General features: G+C 51.2%; 17 protein-coding genes. 6 read left to right on the top strand and 11 right to left on the bottom strand.

What is annotated here, in order from left to right; translation table 11 throughout:
* The first annotated feature begins 38 nt into the window (after positions 1-38).
* Both AC0YNS_RS14775 and fabV read left to right on the top strand, forming a co-directional pair.
* Positions 39-1,025, top strand: a complete 987-nt coding sequence (locus AC0YNS_RS14775; RefSeq protein ID WP_475781742.1) for a phytanoyl-CoA dioxygenase family protein — start codon at positions 39-41, stop codon at positions 1,023-1,025.
* Positions 1,026-1,185: 160 nt separating this feature from the next.
* A complete protein-coding gene (fabV, locus tag AC0YNS_RS14770; RefSeq protein WP_475781889.1) occupies positions 1,186-2,376 on the top strand; it encodes an enoyl-ACP reductase FabV in 1,191 nt (396 codons plus the stop codon).
* 60 nt (positions 2,377-2,436) lie between these two features.
* Here fabV and AC0YNS_RS14765 read toward each other — a convergent pair whose 3' ends face one another.
* The 6 genes from AC0YNS_RS14765 to AC0YNS_RS14740 all read right to left on the bottom strand — a co-directional run bounded on the left by AC0YNS_RS14765 (position 2,437) and on the right by AC0YNS_RS14740 (position 10,844).
* On the bottom strand, positions 2,437-4,962 hold the full coding sequence (locus AC0YNS_RS14765; RefSeq protein WP_475781741.1) for a discoidin domain-containing protein: 2,526 nt from the start codon (positions 4,960-4,962) through the stop codon (positions 2,437-2,439).
* 210 nt (positions 4,963-5,172) lie between these two features.
* Entirely contained in the window at positions 5,173-6,288 is a 1,116-nt protein-coding gene (locus AC0YNS_RS14760) for a Ger(x)C family spore germination protein (protein WP_475781740.1), read from the bottom strand.
* Positions 6,285-7,370, bottom strand: coding sequence for a GerAB/ArcD/ProY family transporter (locus tag AC0YNS_RS14755; protein ID WP_475781739.1), 1,086 nt, complete (start codon positions 7,368-7,370; stop codon positions 6,285-6,287). The genes AC0YNS_RS14760 and AC0YNS_RS14755 overlap by 4 nt, the downstream gene beginning before the upstream one ends.
* Before the next feature lie 7 nt (positions 7,371-7,377).
* A complete protein-coding gene (locus AC0YNS_RS14750) occupies positions 7,378-8,802 on the bottom strand; it encodes a spore germination protein (protein ID WP_475781738.1) in 1,425 nt (474 codons plus the stop codon).
* Positions 8,803-8,919: 117 nt separating this feature from the next.
* Positions 8,920-9,933, bottom strand: coding sequence for a Gfo/Idh/MocA family protein (locus AC0YNS_RS14745; RefSeq protein WP_475781737.1), 1,014 nt, complete (start codon positions 9,931-9,933; stop codon positions 8,920-8,922).
* Positions 9,934-9,950: 17 nt separating this feature from the next.
* Positions 9,951-10,844, bottom strand: coding sequence for a sugar phosphate isomerase/epimerase family protein (locus AC0YNS_RS14740; protein ID WP_475781888.1), 894 nt, complete (start codon positions 10,842-10,844; stop codon positions 9,951-9,953).
* Positions 10,845-11,037: 193 nt separating this feature from the next.
* Between AC0YNS_RS14740 and AC0YNS_RS14735 the strand changes: the two genes are divergently transcribed.
* Together AC0YNS_RS14735 and AC0YNS_RS14730 are read left to right on the top strand one after the other, a co-directional pair.
* Positions 11,038-11,898: a helix-turn-helix domain-containing protein gene (locus AC0YNS_RS14735; RefSeq protein ID WP_475781736.1), complete on the top strand. Its 861-nt coding sequence runs from the start codon at positions 11,038-11,040 to the stop codon at positions 11,896-11,898.
* 15 nt (positions 11,899-11,913) lie between these two features.
* Complete coding sequence (locus AC0YNS_RS14730; protein WP_475781887.1) at positions 11,914-12,459, top strand: GNAT family N-acetyltransferase; 546 nt, start codon at positions 11,914-11,916, stop codon at positions 12,457-12,459.
* A 100-nt stretch (positions 12,460-12,559) separates the two neighbouring features.
* Here AC0YNS_RS14730 and AC0YNS_RS14725 read toward each other — a convergent pair whose 3' ends face one another.
* The 4 genes from AC0YNS_RS14725 to AC0YNS_RS14710 form a co-directional block, all read right to left on the bottom strand.
* Positions 12,560-13,558: an aldose epimerase family protein gene (locus AC0YNS_RS14725; RefSeq protein ID WP_475781735.1), complete on the bottom strand. Its 999-nt coding sequence runs from the start codon at positions 13,556-13,558 to the stop codon at positions 12,560-12,562.
* A gap of 174 nt (positions 13,559-13,732) precedes the next feature.
* Complete coding sequence (locus AC0YNS_RS14720; protein WP_475781734.1) at positions 13,733-14,536, bottom strand: alpha/beta hydrolase; 804 nt, start codon at positions 14,534-14,536, stop codon at positions 13,733-13,735.
* Positions 14,512-15,444 (bottom strand): aldo/keto reductase, encoded by a 933-nt coding sequence (locus AC0YNS_RS14715; protein WP_475781733.1) that lies wholly within the window; start codon positions 15,442-15,444, stop codon positions 14,512-14,514. The genes AC0YNS_RS14720 and AC0YNS_RS14715 overlap by 25 nt, the downstream gene beginning before the upstream one ends.
* A 24-nt stretch (positions 15,445-15,468) precedes the next feature.
* Entirely contained in the window at positions 15,469-16,455 is a 987-nt protein-coding gene (locus AC0YNS_RS14710; protein ID WP_475781732.1) for a Gfo/Idh/MocA family protein, read from the bottom strand.
* Between the two features lie 157 nt (positions 16,456-16,612).
* Between AC0YNS_RS14710 and AC0YNS_RS14705 the strand changes: the two genes are divergently transcribed.
* The gene (locus AC0YNS_RS14705) at positions 16,613-17,218 is read left to right on the top strand and encodes a DedA family protein (RefSeq protein ID WP_475781731.1); all 606 of its coding nucleotides are present in this window, start codon (positions 16,613-16,615) and stop codon (positions 17,216-17,218) included.
* On the opposite strand, the gene AC0YNS_RS14700 is transcribed toward AC0YNS_RS14705, so the two are convergent.
* Positions 17,215-18,000: an arylamine N-acetyltransferase family protein gene (locus AC0YNS_RS14700; RefSeq protein WP_475781730.1), complete on the bottom strand. Its 786-nt coding sequence runs from the start codon at positions 17,998-18,000 to the stop codon at positions 17,215-17,217. The genes AC0YNS_RS14705 and AC0YNS_RS14700 overlap by 4 nt on opposite strands.
* A 168-nt stretch (positions 18,001-18,168) precedes the next feature.
* Here AC0YNS_RS14700 and AC0YNS_RS14695 point away from each other — a divergent pair, with 168 nt between their 5' ends.
* Positions 18,169-19,119 carry a nucleoside hydrolase gene (locus AC0YNS_RS14695; protein ID WP_475781729.1) on the top strand — a complete coding sequence of 317 codons (951 nt, stop codon included), beginning with the start codon at positions 18,169-18,171 and terminating at the stop codon, positions 19,117-19,119.
* Positions 19,120-19,191: the final 72 nt, after the last annotated feature.

Genomic DNA, 19,191 nt, shown 5'->3' with positions numbered 1-19,191 from the left:
TTAGAGCATATCATCTCGTTACTGGAGGAATAGAATCGATGGCAACTTACTATACGCCTAAGTCCCGTGAGCGGGTTGACCGTTATTTGGTCAGTGTGGAGGAATATGCGCATTATCATCGCAACGGTTACCTCATTGTAAGAGGCTTGGTGTCAAAAGAAGACATCGCCGAGCTCTACGAGCTTGCCGAGAATACAAGAACGAAGAATAAGAAACCGGCTCGTGAATCCCACAGCCATAATCCGCTGGACGAAGAATTCCTAGATGCTACACGCGTGCATATGCTCTCGCGCATTGAACCTGCCGCTGAACGCGGTTTGCTGAACCCACGCATCCTCGATGTCACCGAAGCGCTAATCGGACCGGATGTATATGCCGTACAATCCATGATGTTCCTGAATCCACCCGGCCGCGGCGGTCAGGGCTGGCATCAGGACGCTTGTTATATCAAGACCCATCCGGACACGCTGATCGGCGCATGGATCGCGCTCGAAGAAGTCGACGAGGAGAATGGCTGCCTCTGGGTAGCTCCGGGCTCCAACCACGAACCGATCTATCCGCCAGACGGTATGGGCGGCGGCAATGTGCACGCCTTGGATGCCTTCTCGAATTTGAACGGTGTTCAGAACGTGAGCCATCTAGACGATGAAGTGAACACCTTATCGAAGGTGGTCGCCAAATACCCACCTCCGATCTCCGTTCCTATGCAGCCGGGCGACGTCCTATTCTTCCATTCGCATCTGTTTCACAGGTCATTTCCGAATAAGACAACAGACCGCTTCCGCCGCTCCTACGTCTGTCACTATTGCAATGCCCGCTCCTGGGTACCTTGGGATCATGACGGCTACGAAGGCGATTCCGGCAACTACCGCCAAATTCTCGCACGCGGCCGCACTCATCTTCCTTATGCCGAGCCTGCATTCGGCACCGAGGTTTATCTATACGAAGGCGATGACACGGACGGCAGCGTCAGCATGATGGGCATGGACAACGGCATGATGATGCCGATCGGCCAGAAGAAATAAACGAAGAACGGCTTACCCTCACATGAAAGGTGACGGGGGCCGTTCTTTTTATGCCTGCTATGTTGCGGATTCGCTTCAATAAAGGTACTATCAGAACATTGAGTATTGCCTATACTTACTAATACGAGACAACCGTATGAGAGGAATTGAACAGACACACATGATTATCAAACCAAGAACACGCGGTTTTATCTGCACGACCGCTCACCCAACGGGCTGTGCCCTTCAAGTGCAGGAACAAATTCATTATGTCAAAGAACGCGCAGCCATCTCCGGGCCTCGCAACGTGCTCGTCATCGGAGCATCGGCGGGTTATGGGCTCGCAGCTCGTATTGTCGCGGCATTCGGTGCCGGCGCTAATACGGTTGGCGTCTACCGCCAAAGCGAGAGCAAAGCGAACCGCACGGCATCGGCTGGCTGGTACAACTCCGCTGCATTCGAACAGGCAGCGCAGCAAGCAGGCCTCAAGTCGTTCAGCGTGACAGGTGATGCTTTCACCGATGAGACGAAGCACAAAGCAGTTGACCTGATCAAGCAGGAGCTGGGCCAAGTTGACTTGGTCGTATACAGCGTCGCTTCCGCTCGCAGAACGGATCCGAAGACAGGCGAAACGTCAAATTCCGTCCTGAAGCCAATTGGCGAGACATACACCAACAAGACCGTCAACTTCCATAGTGGCGAAGTGACAACGATTTCGATCGAGCCTGCCACTGAGCAGGAAATTCAAGATACAGTAACGGTTATGGGCGGCGACGACTGGCAAATGTGGATTGATGCGCTTCAGCAAGGCGGCGTGCTCGCAGAAGGCGCAACAACGATCTCCTACTCGTATATCGGATCGGAGATTACGCAAGCGATTTACCGTGAAGGCAGCATCGGTCAAGCTAAAGATCATTTGGAAGCTACAGCGAAGAAGCTCAGTGAACAACTAGCTGCAATTGGCGGCCGTGCATTCGTTACCGTCAGCAAAGCGCTGGTAACGCAGTCCAGCTCCGCGATCCCTGTTGTACCGCTCTATATCTCCGCACTTTATAAGGTTATGAAGGAGAAAGGGCTGCACGAAGGCTGTATCGAGCAAACCTACCGTTTGTTCACCGAGCGCCTATATGCGGGCGGCGAGGTTCCGCTGGACGCGGAAGGCCGCATTCGCATTGACGACTGGGAGCTTCGCGAGGATGTTCAAGAAGAAGTGGCGAAGATTTGGGATGCCATTACGACGGAAAACATTGAGCAGCTCTCGGATCTTGAAGGCTATCGCCAAGAGTTCTTCCAGCTGTTCGGCTTCGAAACCGAAGGCGTCGATTATGAAGCGGATACCGATCCGAACGTGGACGCACCTAATATTGTTTAATCAAGAAGGCCGGGTACCTCGCCACCAGCGAGGCACCCGGCCTTTCTATCTAACGTACTTTTACTGATTATAAACCTCAAACTCGTAGATGATCGGCGCATAGCTGGTTCCCGACGTGTAATAGATGCGGGCTTTGCTGCCTGTTACCGCACTGAACGTAATGACCTTCGGCACGCCGCTTGCTCCGATCGTCGTGCCCGTGTAAGCTGTCACCCACGAGGAGCCGTTCCAATACTCGATGCGGTATCCCGTCGTTCGGCTGTCATACTCGGTGAGCACCACTTTATTGAAGGTGGTATTCGCACCGAAGTTGACCTCCAGCCACTGGCCGCTCCAGCAGCCGCTGCATGCCTGCCAGTTTGTCGCAGTAGTGCCGTCGAAGGCTTTCGGCGCTTGCTGATTGGCATCCCACGAGGAGGAGCTGGAATACGTCTTGCCGAGCGCTAGGTTCGGAACATCATAATAAACCTCGAATTCATAAATAATCGGAGCATTCGCCGTTCCCGAGGTGAAATATATTCTGGCTTTGCTGCCTGTCACTGCACTGAACGTAATCGTCTTCGGCACGAAGCTCGCGCCGATACTCGTACCGGTATAGGCAGTCTGCCATGTAGAACCGTTCCAGTATTCAATCCGATACCCTGTTGTCCGGCTGTCATACTCGGTGAGCACCACTTTATTGAAGGTGGTGTTCGCACCAAAATTCACTTCCAGCCACTGGCCGTTCCAGCAAGTATTGCATGCCTGCCAGTTCGTCGCCGTTGTGCCGTCGAAGGCTTTCGGCGCTTGCTGATTCGCATCCCACGAGGAGGAGCTCGAATACGTCTTGCCGAGCGCCAGATTCGTTAAGTTAGGCGTAGGCGTCGACGTCTTCTGAACTAGCAGCACCCAATCGTTCGAGTCCGGCTTGGCCGGTATGTTCCATTGTCCGGATGAAGCCTGCGCACTGCTGCTAATCGTGGTGTAACCGCCGGTTCTCGGATTGTACCAACGGGCATTGTACAGGAATGCGTTATCCATCTGCTTCAATGTGCCGGTGCTGGTTGTGCCGTTAAAGAAGAATACCGAATACACCGAATTACCGTCGGAGGATAACAGCGACCTCGAAGTATCGCTGAATGCTCCCCAACTGGCATCATCGAATCGAGGAACGAGCTTCCACCACTCCAGCGACGTATAGTAGCTTTTGAAATACGTCAATTGGTCACCCGTCACATAATTCGCGCCATCATACCACCAGGTATACCGCGCCGGGAGCTCATAGCCGGTCCCGAAATCATCTGCAGCACCTGATACGGAATACACATCGTTCCATGTGCCCGAAGCTCCATACCCGTACCCGTAAATACCGTACTGGAACGACTTGTACGCAGCGCCCAGTGCACCGCGAGAATCTGTCCAGAAGCCATCGTATGCGCTTTCATACATGACCGAAGGTTTGGCTGTCGCAAAGTTCCAGAAGTCCTTCGCCGTGCTCATGCCGGTCATATCTCCTTGCCATTGAACCGCCCAGCCGTCATGATAGGCTTTGCTCGCCCAAGTGGAGTTCGATGCAACCGATGTGCCGGTATTCTCCATATGCGGCATAAGCGGCTGGTTATACGCATCATTATCCGAAATGCTCTGCCCGACGGCATACCATTTGCTCATCGTCGTCGTGTTGTAGTTGTTGTACATGTTGCGGTCAATCTCCTGTGCAATCGTCCAGATCACCGGATAGGAGCCATATCTCGCAACCCAATATTTAGCGACTCGTGCCATGTAGGCATCGGTATATACACCACTGTAACTCGCCGGATCCAGTGCCCAAGTTACTTGCGCATTGGCATGGACGAGTCCTTGATCGGCGATATACTTGAATTTCTGATCCAAGTTAGCAAACCCGGGCAAGTCTGTGCTCGAGAAACCATCGCTGAGGTTCGCTACCGCTTCTTCATCCGCTCCCGTATGCGTGCCTCCGCCATGCGGCTGCCAGATCGGCTCGGATTGATACACAGTAAACCCTTGGCCTACGCGTTTGTCCACCACATATTTGAACTGTGAGGCAACCCCTGATTTATTTGAGGTCGAGAACCGTTCATGCGGCAAAATCCAATGCGTATCGCCTAAGTAGAAGAACGGTGTGCCGTCATTGTACGTGAGGTAGCGCCCATTGCTGCTTACCTTTAGGAAACCTTTCTGATAGATCGCTTGGCTTCCGGTATAGGCATCGGCTTGAATCGTTTTCGTTACATTATGCAATCCGGTATCCGTCGTATCGTTTGCGGCTGTCGTCATCGTCCAAGCACCGGTCACCGTCGGGGCAAATCGAACCTTCCAAACGGCTCCGCCGTTCCAGAAAGCCGGACGGGTAATCGTAACTCCGCCGGGCCCGCTGAAAGTCGCGGTCACATCCACATCTTGAAACGGGTTTGTGTACGTCTTGGAGCTGGTTAATGAAATCTCGACAGTCTGCCATTTCTGCACGGTGTAATCTGCTGCGAATGCTTGCTGCGGAATGACAAGTGCCCCCATCATGATGGCGAAGGCCAGCAGTAACGAGCTGAACCGCCGCTTTCTCAAACCTACGCGTAAACCGGTTAACATATCATACACTCCCTCTCGGATCATATGCTAATACTTCGGTTTCCAGCCGCTCACTTGCGGACGCCGCTTCCCTCCTTTCCTGCATGCCGACCAGCCTGCTTTCTTATCTCCATCGCAGGCACTCCCCTCCTATTCTCAGTATAGAAAATCGTCGGCCGCCGGAACATTGCTGCATTTTTCTATTTGTTTGCTTGATTCGGCTTCTTCTGTTTACTCAGCCTTCCCGGTATTATTTATGATCACAGTGAAGCTGCAAGTTGCCTTTACTGAAGGATAAGATTCCGGCCAGTTCAGCTTCTTCCAAGCGGCATAACTCATATGGTTACGTATCGGAATGCCCATTCCAAGGCTGTCAACACGGTTCTTCTGCATATACGCAATCAACTTCTGCCCCCGCTCGGTCAGCTTCTTCGCAACCTGCTGCTCAATTCGTTTCCGGTCACTAGGTTCAGCGAGCGAGAGCTTACCGGTATATTCAAGCACCGATCCTTTGAGCTTAATATGAATGTGAATCGAAGGAGCTCCGGTTGAACCACGGCCAATCTTCACTTTCCGGCGGCTTATGAGAGAGCTGAACATAATGGTATCGCCCGTACTCTGCTTGCCATTCAATTGGACGCTGACCTCTCCTTGTTTGAAGGAACCCCTTAGAAATGCAAAGATGAGCCCTTCTTTAGCAGGAATCATCGTTATGTATCGATCATCTCGAAACAAGCCCACTCCGTCGATATTAATATGCTCACCGGAATCTCTGAGAATAGGCATAACGGGATCAATTCCGTCATCATATAGATCTCGTGTAAAGGAGTAGAGCGACGTTAAGGGAATCGTCCTTCCCATCGCTTCCTTTTCCAGAATGCCATCGATGTATTTACCGGTAATGGGATGCTGCTTATAATCCTTTTGCAGCATCTGTTTGGCATTCCCGTTCACGATGGATAATTTGAGCCGCGGAGAAATAGAAGGATCACGTAGAAAAGTGTCCAAATGCTTGATCATTCCGCTTTTTGCAAGTGTCATACTAAATAAAGCATTACGCAGCTGACCGCTGACCAGCAGCAGATTGGTCAGTTTCGCAAGCTTGGTTCTGGCCTCCTTCCCGCTCGCTGCGATCGCACTCAGCACCTCGCGCTGCGTACGTGCCTGCGGATCCGCCTTCGGCATGGAAACGGCAATCTCAAGCCTATTGTTATCCACCAAATCATAGCTGCTCGTTTGGGAGAAACCGAGCTTCTCGAGAATCCGCTGATCGCCGCAGCCCGTTAAGGTCATTGCAACAGTCAGTGTAACCAGCAGCAGCATTATTTTTCTCATGTTCAGCTTCATGCGGACGCCACTTTCTCCCGCGTGAGTGCCAACACTATAATGAGCAGCAGCGGCAAGGTAAACGCAATGATGCACTCCACGGCACTGAACACCTTGAACCATGTCTGCACATCGCTTATCGTGTCAGGGACATAGGCGACAATATAGCACAGCAGCACAATGATGCCGGCAAGCACATTTTCTTTCATTTTCGGAAATATTCTGCGGCCCGTCTCCTTTGCCGACCATAAATACATGACGACTGTAAACACAGTTGTGAATAGGAAGAACCCGCAGAATAAACTCTCCAGCCGCTCGACGAATGGGAATTTTATATACGCCATGAGGTCCAGCAGTGGATAAAGCATTCGGTTCAATTGTTTCGGGCTTAAGAAGCCGAATGCGACAAAGCAAATATAGGTATAGATTATCGTTGTCAGCAGACTGCCGAGGATGCTTGAGCGGAGAAATTTAGTCTTGGCATCGGTCGAAGGAAAGGTAAGCATCACTAGCTCATAGCCGAGATAGGCCGAATATATGCCGACAAAGTCTGCCAAAGAGCCTGTTCCGCCTTTAAGAAAGAACGGCGTTAACCTCGCAAAGCTGAATTCGCCGTAGAAGAAAAACACCAGCAGCAGCATCCACACTGAGAACCAGAAGAACATCGTGGCGGCTTTTGAAATATTGTACAGCCCTTTGATCATCAACCAGAATATCAGCACATCCATGACAAGCTTGAACACCATCGGATTAGTCGTAGGAAAGGCCAGCATTTGAAAAATAAGCACGTATTCCTTGCCAACCAAACAACCCAGCATAGCCCACACGCCGACAAGAAACAAATAAAGCGGCATCAACAGCATTCTGGGAATCGCATGTTCCAAAATATCGAAGATCGATTTACCCTTGCCGAGCTTATAAACAGCCCCGATCAGCAGCAAATTGATGATGACAATCAGCCCATAGCCGGGCAGTACAATCCACCCATTCGTACCGAAGGTTTTGCTGAGCATCTGCGGAAGCATGAAGATAACGACTCCAAACTGCATCATGTAGACAAGTATGGTCATATGAAATGCAGACAGCTTCTCTGACCCATTCATAGGCAGCTCACCTCTTCATCTTGTTTCTGATCTTATTCTTCGTCCGCGTCTGAGAAGGACGGTAGTACAGTTTGTTGAATGGAGCACGGAAGAGCACATCACGCCACTCGCTGGGCTGAGAAGGTGCGATCGGAGTCAAGTAAGAAGAACCGAAGCTGGTCATACCGCTCAGGTGAATAATGACAGCAGCCAGGCCCAGTGCCAGTCCGAGATTCCCCCAGAATCCGGCCAACAAGATCAGACCGAATCGGATGAGACGTATCGAAGCGCTCATGGTATAGTTCGGGATAACGAATGAAGCAATGGTCGAGGAAGCAACTGCAATAATGAGAATATTACTGGTTAAACCTGCTTGCACGCCGGCTTGTCCGATAACGATACCGCCGACGATACCGATGGTTTGCCCGATTTTTGTCGGCAATCTGGCGCCGGCTTCTCGGAGTAGCTCGATTGTAAGCTCCATCAGCAACGCCTCGTACACGGGAGGGAAAGGCACCCTGCTGCGGGATTCCGCCAGAGTCAAAATGAGGTTTTGCGGTATCATTTCGTAATGATAGGTTGTGACCGACACATAGAGCGCCGTGAAGATCATCGTGATGAAGAGGGCAATGAACCTTAATATTCGCGTCGCCGAGCCGAGCATCCAGCGCATGTAATAATCGTCGGAAGAGGAGAAGAATTCAACGAATGAAGCGGGTATGCTGAATGCCGTCGGACTTCCGTCCATCAATCCGACCACGCGTCCGGCTACAAGCTTGGAAGCGATAGCGTCGGGACGTTCAGAGGTCAATATTTGCGGGAAAAGTGCGTAAGGACTATCGTCAATAAGCTGAATAAGCATGTTTGTATCCAGCACGGCATCGATTTCAATGTCCTCGATTCGTTTCTTGAGCTCATTGATATACGATATATCGGCTAAGTCTTTGATATAGAGCACATAAACATCAGCTTTGGTAACTTCTCCTACGGAGAGCTTAATTACTTTAAGATGGGAGCTTTTGATCCGCTTGCGAAGCAAACCAAGGCTGACACCGGCATCCTCAGTGAATGCGTCATGAGGCCCTGTAATCGTTGTTTCCTGTTCCGATTGGGAAACCGAGCGCCCTTCGTTGCCGGAAACATCGACGACATAAGCGTTGCCTTCATAGAATATAGCTGCTCGCCCGGATAAAATGCTGACAATGAGTTCTTTGCTGTCTGTCATCGGAACAAATTTCGAGTGCTTTACGAACTGCTGCATCTGCTCTTGATCCGCAGTTTCGATCAAATTGATCAAATCTCTGTACAGCTTATCCCCTGCTATCAGGTTGCCGATAAAAACAAGATCAACCCCGAGGTTAGGAATCGTGTGGTGAATGAGATCACTGCAGTCCTCGAACTCATGCAGGGTATGTGATAGCGTTGGCAAAGTATGCTTTTGAGTTGAAGTCATAGTTATACCTCCGCTGGATGGTTTTTTCCGTTATTATGTATCGAATGGGAGGACTCTAACCGAATAAAAAAGAGAGCCGCCATAGTGGCAGACTCTCTCTTCGTTCCAGCTTGTATATTACAATTTAATCTTCTGTCCCAATCGCGCACTCTCGACTGCGCCGAATACCATCGCAACGCTCTTAATATTGTCATGACAGTTCGTTTCGGCCGGACGATTTTCCTCCAGCGCAGCGAACATTTCATCCATGCAGCCGAAATGACCTTCACGCCCGCTCCATTCTTGACTGCCTTCCACTCTCTTCATCTCGAGGGTGAAGCCTTCCGGCTTAGAACGGTCAATGCATTCGCCGTACGGCATCGTTGCTCCGTCCCAGCGTGCACCACCCTCGCTGCCGGTGACGCGCCAATTCGATTCCCATGAGGTGTTCAATCCATCCGCGCACCAGGAACCGTTATAGGTAAATACCGAACCATCGCTCATTTCAAAGATACAAACGGCAGATGCGTTTCCTTTGTACCAGGAGCCCGGAGGGTTATATTCATGGCAATAGACCGATACCGGATCTGCGCCGCTCAGGAAGCGGGCTTGATCGAAGGTGTGAATCGCCATATCCACGATCAGCGGATTGTCCATCAGGTCACGGAAACCGCCAAAATGGGGTCCGAGGAAGAAATCCGCATGTATCGCGCCTACTGTCCCGATCGCTCCGGAGCCGATCAAATCGCGGAATGAACGGATTTGCTTATTATAGCGGCGATTCTGCATTACGGCGTAGCTTCTGCCTGTTTCTTTGCTTACCGCTACGATCTCTTCCGCGTCAGCATAGGATTCCGCCATCGGCTTCTCGCCTAGTGCATTACAGCCTGCGCGCATTGCAGTCGTTACGATCTGTTTATGACTGGCCGGTATGGTTACATCAAATACAAGATTCGCATCCGTTGCGGCTAAGGCCGTTGCCAGATCTGTGAAGGTCGGTACTTGCAGGCCGCGTTTAGCTGCCTGTGCCTTGGCGCTCTCTTCATAAATGTCGACTAGGCCGACAATTTCAGCATTTTCCCGTTCAATCGCGTAATCGATCCATGTATTGGACATGCCGCCGCAACCTGCTACTACAATGCGATGTTTCATGAGTAATCGATCTCCTTCTATACCGGATTAGGAACAAAGTCGCCGCCGCGGCAGCGTTTGAGATAATTTAGCCCATGTACCTGACCTGTCATTTCGAGCTCATCCTTGTAAACCGGATCATGCCAGCCCTCGATATCGATGCTGCCCTTGTAGCCGGCTTGACGCAGAATCGAAATAATATCGGTCCAGTTGGAATCGCCGAAACCAGGTGTCCGATGCCAAACAAATTCACGCGGTCCGTGAATGCCGTATTCCTTCACAACATCCCATGCGATTGTAGCATCTTTTCCATGTACGTTGAAGATTTTGGATGTCCATTTGCGAAGCTGCGGAATCGGATCGATTAAGCTCACCATCTGATGGCAAGGCTCCCATTGCAGTCCGATGTTATCCGCCTGCACCGTATTGAACATCATTTCCCACGCCGTCGGGTTATGCGCAATATTCCATTCACCACGCCCCCAAGTGCCGCCCATATCGCAGTTCTCGAAAGCGATCCGAACGCCGCGTGACTCTGCCCGCTTGGTCAGTTCGCCGAATACTTCACCAAATCTCGTCATGGACTCATCGATGCTGCCGGGCATTCTACCCGTAAATCCGGTCACAAGGTCTGTGCCGAACGCTTCTGCAGCATCTATTAACCGCTCCCAGCTGGCTAATGTATCATAGTTGTCGCCCGCGCCTGTGAGTGGATTGCCGAATACGCCTAACGTCGAGATGACGATGTCGCGCTCTGCCAGCTGCTCTCTGACCTGACGAGCGAGCTCCTGTAGATCCGTGCCTTGCGTGGTTTGCCAGAACGTTAAGCCGAATGATTCGAAACCATGCGGGATGATTTGCGGGATAACCGTTGCTGCCGTACTGCCATTGACCAGTGTGCCGATTCGAATATTGTTCACGATTCGTTCCATCACCTTTCCGAATGCTATTGCTTCCAAATGCTGGTTCTGCTCTTATCGTACCGAAAGTATGAGCTTCAAACCAGAACCAAAATTGCGAACAATTCGCACAATCTTATGATAATTCCGGTGATAAAAGCGATTCCAATTGAGATTTCACCAACTTATGACGTAAAATCGTACGTATAGACTGGAGGCTGTCCCTATGACGGTAAGTCCGTTTAAAGAGAATACGTGGATTCCCGATCGCACCTTTCCGATCAACGTGTTTATTGTGAAAGACGTGCATTTGCATTGGCATGATCATATGGAATGGGTCTATGTCAAAGAAGGTCGTGCCCGGGTACAAATTGATGCTTCCTTTATTCCACTGAACAAAGGAGAACTCGCGTTCATCAATACCAAGCAGCTTCATGGCGTCGTACCGCTAGAGCCGGATGCGGAGCTCATTTGTATCGTATTTAATGAGGCATTGGTGCGGGGAAGCGGGCTTGATATTACGGAGCATCACTATTTCGTGCCCTACCTGCAGCAGCAGGTGAAATGGCCAAGCTCGATGCAGACTACAAACCCCTACATGGATGAGATGAATCACTCATTCGTTAGACTTCTGGAGGAGTTCCAAGGCAAGCAGCCTGGGTATGAGCTGCTCGTGAAGGCGGAGCTGCTGCGGATCTTTGGGCTTTATTTTCGCTATGCCCAGCAGCACACGGACTTATCTCTGACGCGCGCGCAGAAGCCTTATGATTTATCGCATCTGCTCCAAACGCTCCGCGAACGGTACCAGGAATCGATCAGCGTGAACGAAGCTGCGCGTATGGTGAATCTAAGTCCGACTCATTTCTGCAAAATCTTCAAGCAGGTCACCGGCAAGACGTTAATCGAATACATCCACATGCTGCGTGTTCAAGAAGCCGAGCGCATGCTGCTCGATACCGATTATCCTGTCGCCGAAATTGCCGAGCGTGCGGGCTTCTCCACGATGACTTATTTTGGTAGAGTGTTTAAGAAGGTTCGCAATTCGACGCCGTCAGCGATCCGCAAGGGACAGCTGCCGCTGCCATGATTAGGAGGGACTCATCTGTTTCCGAGACTAGAAACCGACAGACTACTATTACGAGAGTTAACAGAAGCGGATGCGGCCGGGATATTTGCTTGTTTCTCAAACGTTGACGTCACGCGTTATTACGGGCAAGAACCGCTCGAGCGACTGGAGCAAGCCGCCGAATTCGTCATGCTGTTCGGTCGAAATTATCAAGAGAAGCGCGGTATTCGCTGGGGAATCCAGCGCAAAGACAGCCCGGATAACCGGATCATCGGCACGATCGGATTCAATGCGTGGATGCCCAAGCATCGCAGAGCCGAGATCGGCTACGAGCTCCATCCCGATCACTGGCACAAAGGCTATGCATCGGAGGCGGTTTCAGCGATCGTCGCCTACGGCTTTGACCAGCTTGAGCTGACAAGAATCGGTGCCGTAGTTTTTCAGGAAAATGCAGCTTCCCAGACCTTGTTAACGAAGCTTGGCTTTCAGCAAGAAGGGGTTCTGCGAGATTACATCGTGCAAGACGGCAGGTCGTATGACACGAATGTCTACAGCTTGCTCCGCACTTCTTCCTCGAGATAAAAAAGTCCGCTTCAGCGGCCCGCGCACTCTCCTCCTGGAGGATGCGCACTCGGCTGCTGATGCGGACTTTTGCTTATTTACAAAATATCGAACCTGCCAATTAAGCTTTCTTCACGTAAAGACGGCCCGTCTCTTCCCAAATCTCGCCGGGAGCTAGGCTGTACAAGCCGATTTCATCAGCAGGCATGTCCACATGCGGCGCGTTCACGAGGTTGATTTGCGGCTCTGGGCAGAAGAAGCCTTCCGTAGCCCCGTTGTTCCAAATCATCCACTGCTTGTACGAAGTACCCACATCATAAACGAGCGTGATGCCATGTTTCGTGTCGGTCAGCTCCATCCGGTTGCGGCCATTCTGTGCCACTGCCGTGTAATGGTTGTCCAGCGACTCGAAGAATGGATAAACGCCTTCGCCTTTCATCAGCTCTTCGTTCGTGGACAGCGGCTGGTGTTTGCCTGTCGGAAGCATGCGCTCGCTCATTTCCCAGCGCTCCCCGATCGTCAGCTTCAAGCGGTAGTCTTGCGCAGAACCGCCCGGAACGAACGGTGCATTCACCGAGGTGTGGAACGCGAACAGACATGGCATTACATCGTCGCCTTCATTGCGAACCATGACATGCTGGTGCAATCCGTCGGCACTGATCGCATAACGAAGCTTGATCGTGAATTTATGCGGCAGGTACGTATACACCGCACTTTGCTCATCCACTAACAGCGAAACAACTACGTAACTTTCACCGGCTGTCGTGCCGAATTCTTCAACTGCCCAAGTCTCGCTATGTACAAAGCCATGCAGATGGTTACCTGTCGCAGGCTCGTTGACCGGGAATTGGTACGTCCGTCCGTTCCAAGGAAACTTGCCATCCTCGAAGCGATTCGGAGGAAATAATACCGGAATCCCATGAATGAACGGTCTCGCTTTGAACGATTCCATTTCGTCTATTGTTGGTTCATGTAGATATTGAGTACCGCTTGCCACATCACGGAAAGCGATCAGATTTCCCCCAACCTCGGGCAGAATCGCCGCCTCGTAGCGGTCATATTTCAACCAAACTGCCTTTTCTCCCTGATAGGTACCTTCGAAAGCTCTATTCTCGCTCATCGTCATTTCTACTCTCCTTTAGCTTCTTGGATCGCACAGACTACCACACTAGATTAACATAGCGGGAAGGGGATAATCATCCGAATCGTTCAAAAAAAATCCCCCCTTGTAAGGAACGTCCACACTCACGCGGACCGTTCAGCTCACAAGAGAGGCTTTCTTCCATTCCATTTGCTAAAATCCGTTGCGCTTCAGCCAAAGTCCGCATACGGTTGTCCAGTTGGCCACGTGCGGGTCTGCTTTCGCAAGTCCCAAGCCATGTGCGCCTTGCTCATATACATGCAGGTCGAACGGGACCCCTGCGCGGCGCAGCGCCATCGCAAACAACAGGCTGTTCTCGACCGGAACCGCACCATCATCGGACGTATGCCAAAGGAAGGTCGGCGGTGTATCCGGTGTGACTTGCAGCTCATTGCTGAGCAGCTCGACTTGCTCCGCTGACGGATTCGGACCAAGCAGATTCATGCGGGAGCCCTCGTGTGTAAACGGAGACTGCATCGTAATTACCGGATAACACAGAATCGTAAGATCAGGTCGACTAGACATCCGTTCTATCGGATCATCTGCTTGCGAATTGCCTGCATCATAGTGGGTGCCGGCCGTTGAGACCAGATGCCCCCCTGCAGAGAACCCGAGTATGCCGATCTTCCTCGCGTTTAAGCCAAGCTCTTCCGCTTGAAGCCGAACATATCGAATGGCCCGCTGCACATCATACAGCGCACTCGGGTATTGATAAGGCGCTACCCGGTAACGCAGCACGAAAGCTGATATGCCAAGCTCGTTAAGCCAAAGCGCAATCGGCTCTCCTTCATGGTCAGCCCGCATGCCATACCCACCGCCCGGACAGACGATGACGACACTCTCGCTGCCTTCTACCAAATAAGGCGTGAGCGCCGGACGATCCTCATCGGTCGTTCCGGCAGCAAGCGGTGCGCCTTCCGGCCATAACTCGATTAACGTGTCCGCAGATCCAACCATTTGACTTCCTCCGGCGTCAGTGTGAGCGTCGTCGCTTCCAGACAAGATTTCATCTCTGCTTCATTCCGTGCTCCGATAATAGCAGCCGTTTGGAACGATTGGTTCAGCACGTAAGCAAGCGCGATCTGGATCGTCGAGAAGCCTTTCTCTTTGCCCAGCTGCTCTGCACGGCGGTAACGCTCCCAGTTGTCGTCATTATAGAATACGCGTACCAAATCCGCATCCGTGCGATCTTCAGCCGTAAACCGGCCTGTGAAGAAACCGCGTGCTTGTGCCGACCAAGACAGCAGCGGCAGCTCCGTGCGTTCATGCCAACCCAGAATCTCATCATCGACACTAATGCAATCTGCCCAATATGGCTCCTGTGCTTTCGCTAAGCTAAGGTTAGGGCTGCTGAAATCAAATCCGCGCAGACCATGAGCGGCCGCATATTCATTCGCTTCTTGCAGACGAGCTGTCGTCCAGTTCGAACCGCCGAACGCACGAATACGGCCTGCTTCGACATGCTCATTCAGAATTTCAACGATTTCGCCAACCGGGACATTCGTATCGTCACGATGAAGGGCATACAAGTCAATATAATCCGTGCGCAGACGCTCTAAGCTAACCATCAGCTGATCGTAAATGGCTTTCTTATTAACGGTTGGTCCCTCATGGTTCGGGTGACCGCCTTTTGTCCATACATTGATAGACTCGCGGTTTTTGCGTTCTTCCATCCACATGCCGATAGCCTGCTCGCTCTTGCCGCCGTAATAAATAAAGGCTGAATCGATGGTGTTGCCGCCGATTGCCGTAAACGCATCCAAATTCGCAGACACCAATTCATAAACTTCCGGTGCAAAATAGTCCGATCCCATGATAAGCTGAGAGATGCCTTGTTTAACGCCGGGTATTGTGATTTGTTTCATGGCTCTATAAACCTCCTAGATCGATTAGATGCTAACCCGAGTACGCGAGTAAGCTGATTTCAAACAAGCATCGATAACTTTCATATTGGCCACTGCATCCGCAGGTGTGAAGGAAGCTTCTTTTTCGCCCCATACTACGCGAGCAAACTCATCTGCTTGCAGCGCATATTGATTCAGTGTCGGCTGCGTCACTTCACGCTTGCCATCCTTCGAATGTACATAGAAAGTAGGATTGCCGATAAAAGCTTCAGGCACTTCGATACGTCCGTTCGTTCCGATGATTTCAAGCGTGTTGCGGAAAGCCGCCCACATGCCGCAATCGAATGTCAGAGCTACGCTGTTCGGGAATTCCAGAATACCCGATGCCATCATATCGACATTGTCGTGTTCCGGGGAAATTAAAGCATGGACGGTTGCCGCCTCAGGCTCAGCACCGAGCAGCAATCTTGCTGCGCTGATCGGATAGCAGCCTACATCATAGATCGAACCGCCGCCCCAATCTCTGCGGTAACGCACGTTCTTGGAATCGCCGGCGTTATTGAACGTAAACGTACCGTGAATTCCGCGAAGCTCACCGATTTCGCCGGAAGCGATAATCGCTTGAATCTCTTCATAACGCGGGTGCTGGCGGTACATGAACGCTTCAGCCAGATGAACACCGTTCTTCGCAGCGGCATCAGCCATGCGAGCAGCCTCTTCCGCATTAAGCGCGATTGGCTTCTCACATAGGACATGCTTCCCTGCTTCCATCGCACGGATGGACCATTCCATATGCAAATGATTCGGTAGTGGAATATAGATAGCATCGATATCCGCATCATTCAAAATTTCTTCATAGCTTCCATAGGCTTTGGCGATGCCGAGCTTCGCTGCGGTTTCTTCCGCCTTTGCCAAATCGCGGCTTGCAATCGCTGTCACTTCGCCGGTTTCGGATTGTTTCGTGCCCGGAATAACGGAATGTACGGCGATTCCGGCGCAGCCGATAACGCCCCAACGCAATTTACGTGTCAATGTAATGGCCACCTTTTTCAATAAATTGGATTCGACCCTAGTATAGTCCATAATGAGAAGGGAAGAAATATAAAACAACTTCATTTTCATATAACAAAAGCGTACTCAAGCGAGTCGAAACAGACTTGAACCCGCATAAGAAAGTAGGCTGCACCGCTTGGAATATCTATTAGAATTGCTCATTTTCCGCTATGGTTATATAGGTTTAACGTTCGCACTCGCACTTGGCATAGTCGGTGTACCTGTCCCGGACGAGGTGCTGCTCACCTATTCCGGCTATCTCGCCGGCAACGGAACCCTGCATCCGCTGCTTGTCGTGTTATGTGCCTTTCTCGGCTCGGCTTTAGGCATTACCTTAAGCTACTTGATCGGCATCCGATTCGGTCTCCCTTTCCTGCTCAAATACGGTCCCAAAATTCACATCTCGGCCGCTAGGATTGAACGTGCGCAAGGATGGATGAATAAATACGGCAATCTGCTGCTTATTGTGGGCTTCTTCGTTCCGGGCCTTCGCCACATTACGGCTTATATGGCGGGGATGTCGAGACTGAAATTCAGCACGTTTATGCTCTATGCTTATACAGGTGCGCTGTCTTGGAGCGTGCTCTTTATTTATATCGGCTTCCTGCTTGGCGATCGCTGGCTGCATGTCAAATATTACGTCCATCATTATGGGCTTGCCTTCTTGCTCTACGGAGGTATTACGATATTCGCGGTGCTTAGCTTCCGCATGCTGCTGGCAATGAGGAAAGTGAAAGCCTAGAGCTTGATGCCAAAATATTTCTCCAGCGCTGCATCAAACTCGCTCTTCGTCCCTGCATGAAATACAACAGGTGCACCATCGCCTGCGAAAATACGGAACTCTTCTCCGGATACCGTATTGCGCCCTTCCTTCGTTCGAATCGCGAGGATCGGCGCTTTTCTGAACACCGAATCCGGCGCATTCTCGCACCAGAACGTCGCAAACTCATAATCGCCCGCTAGCTGCGGCTCTTCGGTAAAGGAATAAATCCGGCTCCATTCCCCTCGCTTCAACTCACACAGAAACCAACCAAACTCGCCGCCCTGCTCCATCCGGTAGACTTCGTCACCTTGTGTCTGCTCCAGCTTCTCAACCAGCTCAATCGGCCGCCTCGGCACGATTCCGCCAACCCCAACATCGACTAAATATGTACGACCTTCAGCCTCCACCTTCAGCACATGGTGACGCCGTTTGGGCGGTAATGTGTCGACATCACGCCAGAAGCGGGCCACGAAATCCGTAACCGGATACCCCAGCTCCCGCAGCAGCCAGCCAAACAGCGCATTCAGCTCGAAGCAGTATCCGCCGCGGCGACGGTGGATGATTTTGTCCATGAGGGAATCGATTTGCAGAGACAATGGGATGCCGTTCATAATATCCAAATTCTCATAAGGCACCGCATGCAGATGACATTCTTGCAGGTCGGACAGCGCTGCTGCACTGCCGTCAAGCGGACCTTGGTAACCGATCCTATCGAGATAAGCTGCAACTTCAGGTTTTACGTTCGTGCGATCATTCGGCATCTTAGGTCTGCTCCTTTGCCCTTACATGGTAAGGAATGAATACTTCTAAGTTTAATTTTCATTGCGTATTTGTTCAACACTTTTCATCCTAATATTGGTGCTCCGGCTCCGGTCAGGGTATACTGGACTGTAGCATCATTTAACAACTGGATAATAAGGAGTTACATAATGAAACAACTGAAAATGATCATCGATGCCGATACGGGAATCGACGACGCGCTGGCCATCTTATATGGCATCAAGTCAGGCAAGGCAGATATCGTAGGGATTACAACCACGTTTGGCAATATTCCTGTCGACCAAGCAACCGAGAACACACTGCGAATTCTGAAGCTAGCCGGATGCGAGAACGAAATTCCGGTCAGCCAAGGTGCTTCACAGCCACTTATTCGCACGGTGGAAGTATTCCCTACCCATGTGCATGGCGTAAACGGTATCGGCGATGTAGAGATTCCTGCTTCAACGCAGCGTCCTATCTCCGAACCGGCTGCTGATTTCATCGTTCGCACGGCGGATGAGCTGGAGAATGAACTCGTTATCGTTGCACTTGGCAGACTTACGAACATCGCACATGCGCTGAAGAAAGATCCTGAGCTTCCTTCGAAGGTTAAGCATCTCTATGTGATGGGCGGAGCTGTTCACGTTCCCGGCAATGTAACACCGACCTCCGAAGCTAATATTTGGGGCGATCCGGAAGCGGCTGATTTCGTCTTCCAATCCGGCTTGAAGATTACGATGGTCGGTTTGGACGTCACCTATCAAACGCGGCTTCGTCAATCTCATCTGGATTTGCTGGAGCAAACCTGCAAGCCGGAGAATCGTGAGATTGTCAGCTTCCTGAATCGCTCTATGTCCTATTACTTCAATTTCTACCGCCAGTCGGATGCCCTGCAGCAATGTGCGCCTATGCATGACCCTCTAGCCGTGATGGTTGCACTGGAGCCCGGCATCGTGCAGACGCAGCAAATGCATCTGTCGGTAGAGTGTAAAGGTGAGCTTAGCCTGGGGATGACCGTTGCTGATCTGAGGAGAAAGCCTGTCGTCGGTTCACCGGTTGACGTTTGCATTAACGTTGATGCGGATCGCGCAATTGATTTATTGCTGGAAGTGTTTGTATAATCGAAATCAAGGGACAGGGCACGATTCGCTGCACTGTCCCTTTTAATTATGTTCCATTGACTAAGAACGAAC

It is taken from the genome of Paenibacillus sp. J22FR21, assembly GCF_056269135.1.
This window is presented reverse-complemented; position numbering and strand designations above follow the sequence as displayed.